Source organism: Aquiluna sp. (genome assembly GCF_965064355.1).
On record NZ_CBCHRQ010000005.1, the window covers coordinates 1 to 13,068 of the forward strand.

At 53.5% G+C, this 13,068-nt stretch carries 12 protein-coding genes and 1 tRNA gene; 1 reads left to right on the forward strand and 12 read right to left on the reverse strand.

Annotation, left to right across the window (positions count from 1 at the left end; genetic code table 11):
* Positions 1–41 precede the first annotated feature (41 nt).
* The 8 genes from AC128V_RS01015 to hisS all read right to left on the reverse strand — a co-directional run bounded on the left by AC128V_RS01015 (position 42) and on the right by hisS (position 7,014).
* Positions 42–605: a LemA family protein gene (locus AC128V_RS01015; protein ID WP_482762862.1), complete on the reverse strand. Its 564-nt coding sequence runs from the start codon at positions 603–605 to the stop codon at positions 42–44.
* 67 nt (positions 606–672) lie between these two features.
* Positions 673–745: transfer RNA gene (locus AC128V_RS01020), tRNA-Leu, on the reverse strand.
* 44 nt (positions 746–789) lie between these two features.
* Complete coding sequence (locus tag AC128V_RS01025; RefSeq protein ID WP_482762821.1) at positions 790–2,181, reverse strand: NAD(P)/FAD-dependent oxidoreductase; 1,392 nt, start codon at positions 2,179–2,181, stop codon at positions 790–792.
* A complete protein-coding gene (locus tag AC128V_RS01030; protein ID WP_482762822.1) occupies positions 2,162–3,382 on the reverse strand; it encodes a S8 family peptidase in 1,221 nt (406 codons plus the stop codon). The genes AC128V_RS01025 and AC128V_RS01030 overlap by 20 nt, the downstream gene beginning before the upstream one ends.
* Positions 3,373–3,864 (reverse strand): DUF501 domain-containing protein, encoded by a 492-nt coding sequence (locus tag AC128V_RS01035; protein WP_482762823.1) that lies wholly within the window; start codon positions 3,862–3,864, stop codon positions 3,373–3,375. The genes AC128V_RS01030 and AC128V_RS01035 overlap by 10 nt, the downstream gene beginning before the upstream one ends.
* Positions 3,864–4,370, reverse strand: coding sequence for an FtsB family cell division protein (locus tag AC128V_RS01040; RefSeq protein WP_482762824.1), 507 nt, complete (start codon positions 4,368–4,370; stop codon positions 3,864–3,866). The genes AC128V_RS01035 and AC128V_RS01040 overlap by 1 nt, the downstream gene beginning before the upstream one ends.
* A 69-nt stretch (positions 4,371–4,439) precedes the next feature.
* Positions 4,440–5,726: a phosphopyruvate hydratase gene (gene eno / locus AC128V_RS01045; protein WP_482762825.1), complete on the reverse strand. Its 1,287-nt coding sequence runs from the start codon at positions 5,724–5,726 to the stop codon at positions 4,440–4,442.
* Positions 5,727–5,814: 88 nt separating this feature from the next.
* Entirely contained in the window at positions 5,815–7,014 is a 1,200-nt protein-coding gene (hisS, locus tag AC128V_RS01050) for a histidine--tRNA ligase (RefSeq protein ID WP_482762826.1), read from the reverse strand.
* Between the two features lie 68 nt (positions 7,015–7,082).
* Here hisS and AC128V_RS01055 point away from each other — a divergent pair, with 68 nt between their 5' ends.
* The gene (locus tag AC128V_RS01055) at positions 7,083–7,691 is read left to right on the forward strand and encodes a TetR/AcrR family transcriptional regulator (RefSeq protein WP_482762827.1); all 609 of its coding nucleotides are present in this window, start codon (positions 7,083–7,085) and stop codon (positions 7,689–7,691) included.
* Positions 7,692–7,727: 36 nt separating this feature from the next.
* On the opposite strand, the gene AC128V_RS01060 is transcribed toward AC128V_RS01055, so the two are convergent.
* The 4 genes from AC128V_RS01060 to AC128V_RS01075 are packed head-to-tail and all read right to left on the reverse strand — an operon-like array spanning position 7,728 to position 13,034.
* Positions 7,728–8,393, reverse strand: coding sequence for a nucleoside triphosphate pyrophosphohydrolase (locus AC128V_RS01060; RefSeq protein ID WP_482762828.1), 666 nt, complete (start codon positions 8,391–8,393; stop codon positions 7,728–7,730).
* A gap of 32 nt (positions 8,394–8,425) precedes the next feature.
* On the reverse strand, positions 8,426–11,905 hold the full coding sequence (gene mfd, locus AC128V_RS01065) for a transcription-repair coupling factor (RefSeq protein WP_482762829.1): 3,480 nt from the start codon (positions 11,903–11,905) through the stop codon (positions 8,426–8,428).
* Between the two features lie 9 nt (positions 11,906–11,914).
* A complete protein-coding gene (pth, locus tag AC128V_RS01070; protein ID WP_482762830.1) occupies positions 11,915–12,484 on the reverse strand; it encodes an aminoacyl-tRNA hydrolase in 570 nt (189 codons plus the stop codon).
* Positions 12,447–13,034: a 50S ribosomal protein L25/general stress protein Ctc gene (locus tag AC128V_RS01075; RefSeq protein WP_482762831.1), complete on the reverse strand. Its 588-nt coding sequence runs from the start codon at positions 13,032–13,034 to the stop codon at positions 12,447–12,449. The genes pth and AC128V_RS01075 overlap by 38 nt, the downstream gene beginning before the upstream one ends.
* Between the last annotated feature and the right edge of the window lie 34 nt (positions 13,035–13,068).

The following is a 13,068-nucleotide window of genomic DNA, read 5'->3' on the forward strand; positions in this document are numbered from 1 at the left end:
TTGCGCTTATTCGCGGCTATTGCCGAATACAAAGTGGCCTCTTAGAACTTGACCGTAGGAGGCTCTTGAATCGCAGCTGGATTCTCAACCTCAAAGAATTCACGAGAGGTAAAGCCAAGGGAACGGGCAAAGGCGTTGGTTGGGAACTGTTGAATCTTGGTGTTCAGCTCTCGCACTCCACCATTAAAGAAGCGGCGCGCAGCCATGATCTTGTCTTCGGTGTCAGTAAGTTCACGCTGCAACTCCAAGAAGTTAACCGATGCAACCAGCTGAGGGTAGGCCTCGGATACTGCAAACAGACTCTTTAGAGCTCCCTGCAACTCGCCTTCGGCTTTTGCCGCCTGGGCTGGGTGGGATAGCGCTTCAGGAGAAACGGTTGCCGCGCGAGCGCGAGTTACCGCGTCAAAGACTTCACGCTCGTGCGTGGCGTAGCCACGAACGGTCTCTATCAAATTTGGAATCAGGTCTGCTCGGCGCTTTAGCTGGATAGTGATATCACTCCAGGCTTCATCGACTCGAACCTTGAGGGTTACCAGTCCGTTGTAGGTTGCCCATAGCCACAGACCTGCTACGACTACCAGCCCGAGAATGATCCAAATTGCAATGTCCACGAATACTCCTTGATTGAGACTTCTATAGAGTATGCGAGATTTCTGGAAATTTGCTGGCAAGTGCCCCGAGTGGGACTCGAACCCACACTGTGACGATTTTAAGTCGTCTGCCTCTGCCATTGGGCTATCGGGGCAAAACTAAAGGCCCAGTTTCCTGGGCCTTTAGTTAGGTAAGTTTCTACTTACCCGGACGGGCTGCCCAGGTTGAGAAGAATAATCGCGGCGAGCGGACCTGCTCGAGCGAAACTAGATCGCGGCCCAGAACCATGTTCCAGAACCAGCCGGAGACTACGCGAAACTTGCGCTCCAAGGTCGGCATTGCCAACCCGTGGTAACCGCGGTGAAAAATCCAAGCCACGAAACCGACAAGGCCGAGCTTTCCGGACTGGAATGCGCCAACGCCCATACCCAAACCTGCGACGGCACCGAGGTTAGAGTGGCGGTACTCCCGAGGCTCTTCGCCACGGATAGTCGCAGCCAGGTTCTTGGCAAGCAATTTCGCCTGGCGTACGGCGTTCTGGGCGTTTGGAACACAGTAGCCACCAACGCCACCTCCGGATAGATCCGGCACAGCAGAAACGTCACCCGCGGTCCAAGCGTGACCCAAGACCTTATCTCCATCAACAATCTGCAACTTGGCATTTGCGGTGATGCGAAGACGAGCATCAAGTGGGAAGGTGGTGTTCTTGGCTACCGGAGCGGCGGCAACTCCTGCGGTCCAGATAACTAGGTCGGACTCAAAGCTCTCGCCGGTCGACAGTCTGATTACGCCACCTTCGGCAGACTCAAGCTGGGTGTTGAGGTGAATCTTGGCAGAACGCTTTTCTAGGTTTGCGATTACTCGCTCGCCCGTTGAAAGCGAAACCTCAGGCATGATTCGACCCATGGCCTCGATTAGGTGGAACTTAATCTCATCGAAATCGATTTGTGGGTAGTAGCGAAGCAAGTAGGTGGCAGCGCTACGAAGTTCTGCGAAAGTCTCGATACCGGCGAAGCCACCGCCGACCACAACAGTGGTCAATAGTCGCTGACGCAACTTGGAGCTCTTTGGAAGTGCTGCTGCGCGCTCAAAGTTTCCAATCAAGCGGTTGCGGACCTCTACGGCCTCTTCGATGGTCTTCATGCCGATTGCATTCTCGGCAACGCCCTTGATAGGGAAAGTTCTAGTTACCGCACCTGCGGTCATGATGATCTGGTCGTAGTCCAGGTTCACTGGCTTACCACCCTCGATGGCGATAGTTGCCTTGCGAGTCTTGTGGTTCACCTTTGTGAGCTTGCCCGAAACCAGGTTGGTCTTCTTTAGGTGCTGGCGGTGTGATACCACGACGTGACGCGCCTCGATGGAGCCGGCTGCAACCTCAGGAAGAAATGGCTGGTAGGTCATATATGGCAGTGGGTCAACCAAAGTAACCTCGGCCTCCCCGCGCTTTAGGGTCTTCTCCAGCTTCCAAGCGGTGTAGAAACCGGCATAGCCACCACCGATAATCAAGATACGCTGCGTTGGCTTTGGGTTCAAAATTTCCTGTGCCACCTGAGGTGGGGTCACGGACTTAGTTGTCGCTACTGTCATGTTGCGGCTTACCTTTGGTTTTCTTCAAGGCCCCAGACTTACCCGTACGCTTGCGACGCAGAACAATCCAGAGCAACGGTGCAACGGGTGCTAACAGCCAATAGAGTATCGGATTCAGCCACGGTTCCGAGAGAGATTGGCCAACTGGCTCAGTGATTTCTTCGCTGGCAGTGCTCTCATTCACCGCTATTGGCTCTGGTTCGCTTGGAGCAACCAGCTCAGAGCGGTCCTCATCGGCTTCGGAGCGGTATTGAGTAATCCAATTTTGCAACGATCCGAGCGGGTTTTCGTCGGCGGTGGCCTTGGATGCAAGCGCTGCAACCGGGTTGATAACTCCGTGACCATAGTTTGCGTCGTAGCCAGGCAATCCCAGATCGGTTGCCGAGGTCAAAAGTCTTTCGATTAGGTCATTTGCACTGGCCTTTGGATCGGCCTGCTTCATTAGCGCGAGCAACCCAGAGACAAGTGGCGTAGCCGCTGAGGAACCGTCCCAGACTCGGTAGCCTTCGCCAGGGTATGCGCCTAGTAAATCTTCTCCCGGGGCTGAGATAGCAACGCCAAGGCCAGCTGTTGAGGCTTCAGCCGGCTGCTGGTCCCTGGTGACCCCGCCGACCGAAACAACCCCTGGAATTGTCGCTGGGGCAGATGGCCTGGAGGATTGATCCGTTCGGTTTCCGGCGGCTGCCACCACCAAAACATTATTTTCAAAGGCGTAGCTAAATGCGTCATCCCAGCTGCGCGGCCAAGTCTGCGAGTTCCTGGTCAGCGAGAGGTTGATGATGTCGGCATCGTGGTCAACCGCCCACCTAACGGCCTGGGCAATCTGGTCGTCGGTATTTGAACCCGGCACTCCTAGTCCAATTGAAATAGCAAGCAAGTTTGCTTTCGGAGCTACGCCGATGACTCCAGACCCAGTGCTGCCCTGGCCGGCAATCAGCGAGGCAACCATGGTGCCGTGGAAAGCCGAGCTGCCAACTCCCGAGGTGCCATTTGGCACACCCACGGTTGAGAAGTCAACGCCGTCTAAGACAGTTCCCTGCAAATCTGGGTGAGAAGTGTCGATACCGGTGTCGATTACGGCAATTGTCACGCCCGACCCATCGAGCTGGGTCTTATCAAAGCCATAGCTTTGAATCCACCAATTATCAGCAATGGTTGCAGGTGCTAGCAAAAGACCTAGAACAAATAGCGCTATACGCACCGGCATACCTCAGGCGACCATTCCAGGGCCTGCAGGGCAAGGTCTCCAATTGGGTTTACACCCTCGCCTTTAGCCAGCGAATGACCAATCAGGGCGTGCAGGCACTTCACTCTGGTCGGCATACCGCCGGCCGAAAAATCTGTGATTTCCTCAACGACCTCAATAGCTTCTCGCTCAGCCAAATACTGCGCATGGGCTGCCAGGTACGCTGCCGAAATATCACTGTCAGTTTGCAAAAGCTCCTGCAGCTCAACCATGTAACCTGAGGCTTCCAGGGTTGAAACCGCTGCGGTGGCGGCTGGCTGGGTTAGATAGTAAAGGGTTGGAAATGGCGTGCCATTTTCTAGCCGAGGCTTGGTCTTCACAACCAGCGCTCGACCGCAAACACACCTTGCTGCAATCGCCAGGATGTCCCTTGCTGGTCTGCCTAGCTGCCTGGTTACCTCAACAATGTCGTCTTTAGTGACGGGAGTCTCAGGCATTATTTTTCCTTGGGCTTATCAAGAGCTGCCTTGAGGCCAGATTCAATAAGTGCATCCACCCAGTTTTCATTCGCAGCCGCAACCTCTAGAGAAATTTCATCGGCATTGCGCTTGGCAGCAAGCAGTGCCCCAACGGTTCCTGAGGTGTCGGAGAAGTCAAGTCCCTCGGTATCCATCACAAGGTAGGAAACCTCGCCAGGCAGAACGTAGTAAAGCCGGTCTCTAGCTTGAGATCGAATGTAAACCGGATCTTGCCAGCGATCACGCTCGGCTTTCATATCTTCAACGTCCTGTTCGGCCTGCTGAATGCTCAGCTCCATCTCTGCGATCTGTCGGCGCTGATTCAAAAAGGCCTGAACGTCTGACGAGATTAGAAAGGTGCCGGCGACAATGACCAGGATGATGCTTACCGTGACGCTGTTGAGCTTGACCGCGCGCAGCATCAGTTTGCCCTGTGATAGGGAAACTGGAACCTTTGCGTCCCTGGGATTTGTTGGTCTAGCCATAGCCACCCAAGTTTAAGTGCGAAAGCTCGGGGAGGCAGATTGCCTCACCCGAGCTATCACTAAATGAAACTATCCCTGGTAGCGAGGGAAAGCGCTGCGACCGGCGTAAACGGCGCCGTCAGCAAGTTCCTCCTCGATGCGCAGCAACTGGTTGTACTTGGCCACGCGCTCGGACCTCGCCGGGGCACCGGTCTTGATCTGTCCAGCGTTGGTTGCAACAGCTAGGTCAGCAATGAAGGTGTCCTCGGTCTCGCCTGAGCGGTGAGAAATGATTGCCTTCATGCCGTGACGCTGAGCCAGAGACACGGCATCCATGGTCTCGGTTAGGGTTCCGATCTGGTTTACCTTCACCAAAATCGCGTTACCGGCTGACAGGTCAATACCCTTTTGCAATCTGGTTGGGTTGGTTACGTAAAGGTCGTCTCCAACTAGCTGAACCTTGTCGCCTAGGACTGCGGTGATCTTGGTCCAAGCGGCCCAGTCATCCTCGGCTAGTGGGTCTTCGATCGATACCAGTGGGAATCGAGCAACTAGATCTGAGTAGTAGGCGATCATCTCGTCGCTGGAAAGCTGCTTGCCCTCGAAGCTGTACTTGCCGGTCTTCTCATCAAAGAACTCGGTAGCCGCAACGTCCAAAGCCAGCGCGATCTCGGTTCCAAGCTTGTATCCGGCAAGGCCAATGGCCTCAGAGATTAGCTCTAGAGCTGCTGCATTGTTTGGTAGGTCAGGAGCAAAGCCACCCTCATCGCCCAAACCGGTGGCTAAGCCCTTCTCGGAAAGTAGCTTCTTGAGCTGGTGGTAAACCTCGACGCCCCAGCGAAGTGCCTCGGAGAAAGACTCGGCACCGTGAGGGACAATCATGAACTCCTGGATGTCAACACCGGTGTCGGCGTGAGCGCCACCGTTGATGATGTTCATCAGTGGCACTGGAAGGACGTAAGCGTTTGAGCCGCCTAGGTAGCGGTAAAGCGGGAGATTGGTTGACTCAGCAGCTGCACGAGCATTCGCTAGGGACACACCCAGAATTGCGTTTGCACCGAGCTTGCTCTTGTTGTCGGTGCCATCAATTGCGATAAGTGCTGCATCAACCAAGCGCTGGTCTGCGGCATCAAAGTCAACTAGTGCCTCATCGATGGTCTCGATAACGGCGCGAACTGCATTCTGTACACCCTTGCCCAGGTAGCGAGACTTGTCGCCATCTCTGGACTCGTGTGCTTCGAAGGCACCGGTCGATGCGCCAGATGGCACAGCTGCGCGGCCAAAGCTGTCGTCGGAGAGCAGAACTTCAACCTCAACGGTTGGGTTTCCGCGAGAGTCAAGAATTTCGCGAGCGCCTACAGCGGTAATGATGGACAAGGTTTCTCCTTTGATTGCGACAATACGCGGATTTAAAAGTGATTTTGGGGGCGAAAACGGCGCTGTATTCGTACCAATTCTAATGTGATTAGCCGATTTGCTTGAAATCTAAACCGGAAAGGTCAGAGACAGATTCATCTACGATGGCAAACTGCTGGTAGCCGTTTTCAGCAAGTTGATCTAGTAATGCCTTTAGATTCTTCGGGCGAATTTCTAATCGGACCTGTCGGCCGGAATTGATTAGCTGCTGCTGCAGCTCTAGCCCAACCGCCTCAGTGCTCGACTCCAGAACCAGCACCACAGATTCTCCTGTGGTTTGCTGATCCGGAACCAAATCAACAATGCGTTCAATCCCAAGCGAAATTCCAACCGCAGGAGCATCGGTCCCCAGCCACTTTCCAACCATGCCGTCATAACGACCGCCGCCGCCAATTGAGGAGCCTGATCCAGGGTGTTCGATTTCGAAAATCGAACCGGTGTAATACCCCATGCCGCGAACCAGGGTTGGGTCAAAACGCAAAGAACTTGCTTTATCGCCTAGGCCATCCCAGATCGGTCTTAGTAAATCTGGAATGTTTGAGGTATCGATTGCGGCAAGCCAACCATGGGCTGACTTTTGTACCGCGTCACCAAACTTCTCACCTAGTTCTTTTGAAACACCTTCGATGTCAATCTTGTCCAGCTTGTCGATGGTGATCATTGCGGACAGTGCATCGTCGGTAGATATCCCCAAAGCTTGAATGTTTGAGCGCAATAGCTCGCGGTGGTTGATTCGAATAGTGGCGTCTTTGATTCCGATTGACTCTAATGCGGAGAGCGATGCCGACAGAAGTTCGAGTTCGGCGAGAATCGAATCGTCACCAATGATGTCGATGTCACACTGGATGAACTGGCGATAGCGACCTTTTTGTGGACGCTCTGCTCTAAAAACTGGCCCGGTTTGAATGGCCTTGAATACCCTTGGCAACTTCGAGTGATTCGAAGCGTAAAACCTGGTCAGTGGAACCGTTAGGTCAAATCGCAGACCCAGATCTGCCAGCTCTTCGCCTGCCTCCACAGCTTGAGTGAATTCCTCGCCGCGTTTTTGAACTTTGAAAACAAGCTTTTCGTTATCGCCACCCTGGCCCGAGGTTAGTCGGTCAAGATCTTCGAGCACCGGGGTCTCTATCTGCTGAAATCCGCGGGCGATGTAGCTATCAACCACAGTTGAAATCAAGCGCTCACGCTTGATTTTGTCCTGCGGGAGAAAATCCCGCATTCCTCTTGGTGCATTTACTGGGTTGGCCACCGGACAAGTTTGGCATAGAAGCAGGTATATCCATGGTTTACCGCTCGCCGTTGCTAATGTTCTGAGCAATGATCGAAGCCGAAGAAAAGCGATCTCGAGGCAGGCCTGTTACCACCGACCCTGCCGCGGTTGGATTGACCGCCTTGAAACTCTTTCACGAGCTGGGCATCGATCGCGTCACAATGGATGATGTGGCCCTACAAGCCGGTATTTCTCGCTCTAATCTCTTTCGCGTTTTCCCCTCCAAGGCCGCAGTGGTTTGGGGCGGCATGCACCGCATCACCGAGGAACTAAAGCTGCAGTTGGCAAATAACCTTGAGACATCAGTCATCAAGCTGCTGCATCAGTCTTGGGTGAGCGCTATGCAACTGCTCGATAACTCTTCCGATACGGTGAGACTTCGCCTGAAGCTCATTGGTTCATCCCCCGAGGTCTACGGCTGGGGTCATGCTCAACTAGAAGAAGCGCGCAAAGTCCTTGAGGCCGCCATTGCAAAATTAGAAGAGCCAAATTCCGTTCGACCCAAAATGGTCTCGTCCGCGTTGATTGCCGTTTCCATGTCGGTCCTCACGTGGTGGGCCGAGACCGATGACCCAAGATCAGTAGCTCAGGTGCTGGATGAGAGCTTTAGGGACTTTGAGGCAATTTTTGCTCAGGTTAGCCAGAGCGGCCCTTAAAGCCTTTTCCAACTCGTTGAAGTAGGGGTGGAAAACCTAGTGGGCAAAACCAATCACTCCAGCATCAGTAGCAGCAGATATCTCATAGGAACGGATCTCAACCTGCAGTTCTTTGGTGGCCTCGCGAAGCGCACGTTCAGGGTCTAGACCTGCAGCCCTCGCGCTGGCAACCACCGCAAGCAATAGCTTGCCTAGCTCGTCTTCATTGTCCATTGGGATAGCCGGAGACTCCGCGGTTTCCAAAAGCCCAATCTTTTCAGCCTTGCCCATCACTTTGGACGCAAGAGCGAGCGCTGGCATTGCCTGCGGAATGCCGTCAAGCACCGAGGTGCGATTTGGCTTTTCCTTTTTCTTGTGACCATCCCAGACCTGAACCACATCATCGCCGGTAGTTGCTTTGTAGGTCTCTTTTTCCTCTTCGGTGCCAAAAACATGCGGGTGTCTGGAGATCATTTTTTGTTCCATAAAACTTGCTACATCTTCAAGGTCGAATGGCTCACCTAGGGTTCCGGTGGATGCTAAGTCCGAGTGAAAAATCACCTGGTAGAGCACATCTCCTAGCTCTTCCAAAATCTCGTCACGATTACCAGACTCAATTGCATCGATAAGCTCATAGGTTTCCTCGAGCAGGTACTGAACCAGCGAACGGTGGGTTTGCTCGGCATCCCAAGGACACCCGCCCGGAATACGCAGCTGGTGCATGGTATGAATCAAGCTTTCAAGCTTTTGCAAAATTACCCCTTCGCAAAAATGATTTGGAAAATCTTCCAGAGCCAGTCAACCATCTCTTGGTCTCGAAGTGGTTCGCCAGAACTCGATGTCGGCGATGGCATGGTTAGCAGCTTCGAAGTTTGCAGATATCTCAAGCCTGGTATTTGATGACTCAGTGCCACCAGACGAGCATCGTCAATGTCGACCGGAGCAAACTTTGCCTGCAATCCCAAGAGATTTACGTCCTTAAGCCCCAGTCGATTGGCCTGCTGTCGAAGGTGAGTTACCTCAATCAGTGTCTTTACCGGCTGCGGCGCTTTCCCATATCTGTCCTCAAGCTCTTGGAAGATTGCATCCAGTTTTGCTCGATCGCTTTTCGCACCGCTCTCGGAAGAGAGCTTGTGATACGCCTCTAGTCGCAAACGCTCCGAGTCGACATACTCCTGAGGAATTCGAGCATCCACCGCCAACTCGAGTTTTAGCTCAGCAGGGCTGGATATATCTTCGCCCTTAAATTCAGCTACCGCCTCGCCAATCATTCGAAGGTAAAGATCAAAACCAACACCTGCGATATGACCCGACTGCTCGCCACCTAGTAAGTTCCCAGCGCCCCTAATCTCAAGGTCCTTCATGGCCACCTGCATACCGCTGCCAAGTTCGTTATTTGAGGCGATTGTTGCAAGACGGTCGTGAGCGGTCTCGGTCAAGGTCTTGGTGGGGTCATAAAAGAAGTAGGCGTAGCCGCGCTCTCGAGAACGCCCCACACGTCCGCGTATCTGGTGTAGCTGACTAAGGCCAAAGTTTTCGGCGCGATCAACAATCAAGGTGTTGGCGTTTGGAATATCAATTCCAGTTTCGATGATGGTTGTGGAAACCAAAACATCAAACTTTCGCTCCCAGAAATCCACCACCACTTGCTCTAGCTGATGCTCTGGCATCTGACCGTGGGCAACGGCAATTCTTGCCTCCGGCACTAACTTGGCAAGATCTGCTGCAACCTTTTCGATGGTTGAGACGCGGTTATGAACAAAGAAAACCTGCCCCTCACGAATCAACTCACGCCTAATCGCTGCTGCCACCTGCTGCTCGCTATAGCCACCGATGTAGGTGAGGATCGGGTGACGCTCTTCCGGCGGAGTTGCAAGTGTGGACATCTCGCGAATACCTGTAACCGCCATCTCCAAAGTCCTTGGAATTGGGGTAGCACTCATTGCAAGTACATCTACGTTGTGCTTTAGGTCCTTGAGTTTCTCTTTATGCTCGACGCCAAAACGCTGCTCCTCATCGATGATCACAAGGCCTAGGTCTTTGAACTTGACTCCCTGACCCAATAACCGGTGGGTACCGATGATCATGTCCACAGCCCCGTTTTCCAATCCGCGGAGGGTCTCTTTGATTTCTTTGTCACTTTGGAATCGTGAGATTGGTTTTATGGTGATTGGGAATGCGCCGTAGCGCTCGGCAAACGTGTCGAGATGCTGACGCACCAACAATGTGGTTGGCACCAACATCGCCACCTGCTTGCCATCCTGAATGGCCTTGAAAGCTGCCCTAACCGCGACCTCGGTCTTGCCATACCCAACATCGCCGGCCAAAAGGCGATCCATCGGAATTGGCTTTTCCATATCACGCTTGATCTCTTCGATAGTGGTCAGCTGATCAGGAGTTTCCTGGAAGGCGAAGGCATCTTCGAGTTCTTGCTGCCAGGCGGTGTCCGGACCAAAGGCGTGCCCCTTGCTCTTCATGCGTGCCGAGTAGAGCTTGACCAGGTCGATGGCAATCTTGCGAACAGCTTTCCTGGCGTTGCCCTTGACTCTCGCCCAGTCCGTGCCACCCATCTTCGAAAGCACTGGAGCTTCACCACCAACATATTTGGTGAGCATATCCAGCTGATCGGTTGGAACAAAGAGAGTATCGGCTGGATAGGTGCGCTTAGGAGGTGCGTATTCGATTAGCAAGTACTCGCGAAAATGTTGTCTGGCTCCGATGCTACTTTGGCGCTGCACTAGCTCCTTGAACCTGCCGATGCCGTGTATTTCATGAACGACGTAGTCGCCCTGCTTCAGACTTAGCGGGTCGACCTGCTGGCCCCTTCGGCGAGCAAGCTTTCGCTCGCTGGGAGCTAGGTAGGAAGATGCGACGCCAAAGAACTCAGCCTCAGTTAGTAGCACGAGCTTGCTGGCTAAAAATGCAAAGCCATGGGCGAACTGCCCAACCGAAACGGTGATGTGTTCGGTTGCTAGCTTGCCGATACTGGTTGTCAGGATTGCAGGCAGTTCTGACTTTGTAAGAACCTCAAGCACGCGCTCGGCGCTTCCGTGGCCATGCGCCATAACCACGATCTTGTGCTTCTGGGTCATCAAATCCGCCAGCCACTCGGTGGCGTGCTGCTCAGGGGTGAACTTAGGGATTTCGCGATAGCCCAGATCCTTGGCCGATTCCCCCACCAGGGCGCTGAGTGAGACCAAGGTGTTGGACTGCTTTACCTTCGCAACGAACTCCTCGACAGTGAAAAAGTTTCCACCGCTTAGGTCAATTGGAGCTTGCGAACCCGAGATAGCTGCATCCCAAGCGGCGTGCAAAAACTCCTCGTTGGTTTGAATCAAGCTCTCAGCGCGCTGTTCGATCTTTTGCGGATCCTGCAGAATCACGACTGCATCTTTACCCAGGTAATCGGTAATTGGGCCTAGCTTCACACCAAGAGCTGGGGCGAGTGACTCCATGCCCTCAACCGGCATACCGTTGGAAATCTTCTCCAGCATCTGGGTCAGATTTGGAAACTCGTGGGCCATTTCTCTGGCTCGAAGTGCCACCTGCGGCGTAATCAGTAGCTCTCGCGCAGGATAAATCTCCAAGTGATCGACTTGGCTCGCAATCGATCGCTGGTCAGCAACAGAAAACTCTCTAACATCCTCAAGCTCGTCGCCAAAAAACTCCAAACGCACAGCGTGCTCACTGGTGGTTGGAAAGACATCCAAAATGCCACCGCGAATTGCAAACTCTCCGCGTTTTACCACCATGTCGACTCTCTGGTAGCCAATTTCAATTAGCTTGAGTGCCAATTCCGGAAGTAGATACTCCTTGCCGCGCGAAATCAACAGTGGCGGGTGAGCTTCCATGCCGCCAACCACCGGCTGCAAGGCAGCGCGAACCGACATTAAAACCAGATACGGCTTACTCTGAGCCTTTAGTTCAAGCATCCGGTGCAGCGCCTTTAGTCTTCTGCCCACAGTCTCAGCGGCTGGACTTAGTCGTTCGTGAGGAAGAGTTTCCCAGGACGGAAACTCGATGATTTCGATATTCGGAGACAGCTCTCTCGTTGCAGCTGCAATCTCCTCGGCTTGCCTTGAAGATGGGGTCACAACAATCATGGGTGCTTTGGAAGTCGCGAGCCACTGGTTTATGGCATAGGGGTGAGAAGTGACCGGGGCGAAGAATTCACCGCTAGAAATCTGATTTGGGTGCGACTGACCCACCTCTTGAATCAGCGGGTGGAGGGTCACGGAGTTAGTCTAGGCGACCTTTTCCTCAACTTGATCGGCAGCAAGTTCTAGTAGAACCGGCAACTCCTTGCGCTCGATGGTTGAGAAGTCTTGCAGCACAAAGGCTGCTACTTCCATCTGCCCAGGTGGGCGACCGATACCGAAGCGAATTCGGTGAAACTCTGCGCCGCAGCGAGCGATGATGTCTCTAAGACCGTTGTGACCGGCATGACCGCCGGCAAGCTTTGCTCGAATCTCACCAAAGGGGATATCCAATTCGTCATGCACAACCAAGACCTGCTCAATTGGAATCGAGTAGAACTTCATAAGTGCTTGCACCGGGGCACCGGATAGATTCATAAAACCTGTGCTCTTGGCCAGGATTATCTTCTTGCCACCGGCAACAAATCGGCATTCGGCAGTCAGAGCCACAGACTTGTGGACCTTGAATTGGGCGTTGTGCCGCTTAGCCAAAACGTCGAGCACCACGTGCCCGACGTTGTGTCTATTTGATTGATAGCCAGGCCCAGGATTCCCGAGCCCGACTACCAGCCAAACATCGTTACTCAGCTGCCGGACCAGCCTCTGGAGTATCTTCACCTGCAGCACCTGCCTTGGTCTCTACAACCGAGGCAACTAGCTCGCCAGCGGCAATGTCCAGGGTGACTCCTTGAGGAAGAATTAGCTCGCCTGCTAGGTAGTGGTGACCAGCAGCAGCTTCCTTGGAGATGCGAAGCTCTACGAACTCAGGAACGTGAGTTGCCTCAGCCTCAAGCTTTACGGTCTTGTGCTCAAGGTCAACAACGGTGCCGCTCATTGGCTCGCCAACTAGGTGAACTGGAACCACAACGTGGACCTTCTCGCCCTTGATGACCTCAACTAGGTCAACGTGCTCGATGATCTGGGTTACTGGGTCCTTAGAAGCCATCTTTACTAGAACTAGCTCAGTCTTGCCCTCGATAGAAAGCTCCAAAAGAGCGTTCTTGTGGCGAAGCGCCAAAGCGATCTCGTGAGCTGGAAGTGAAATGTGGCGGGTTGCGTGTCCGTGACCGTAGATAACGGCTGGAGTCTGGTGGACTGCGCGAAGCTTGCGTGCTGCACCCTTACCAAAGTTCTCGCGAAGAGTTGCAACAATCTTGATCTCTGACATCTTTTCCTCTATAGGTAATTGCAGCGAGGAAAAG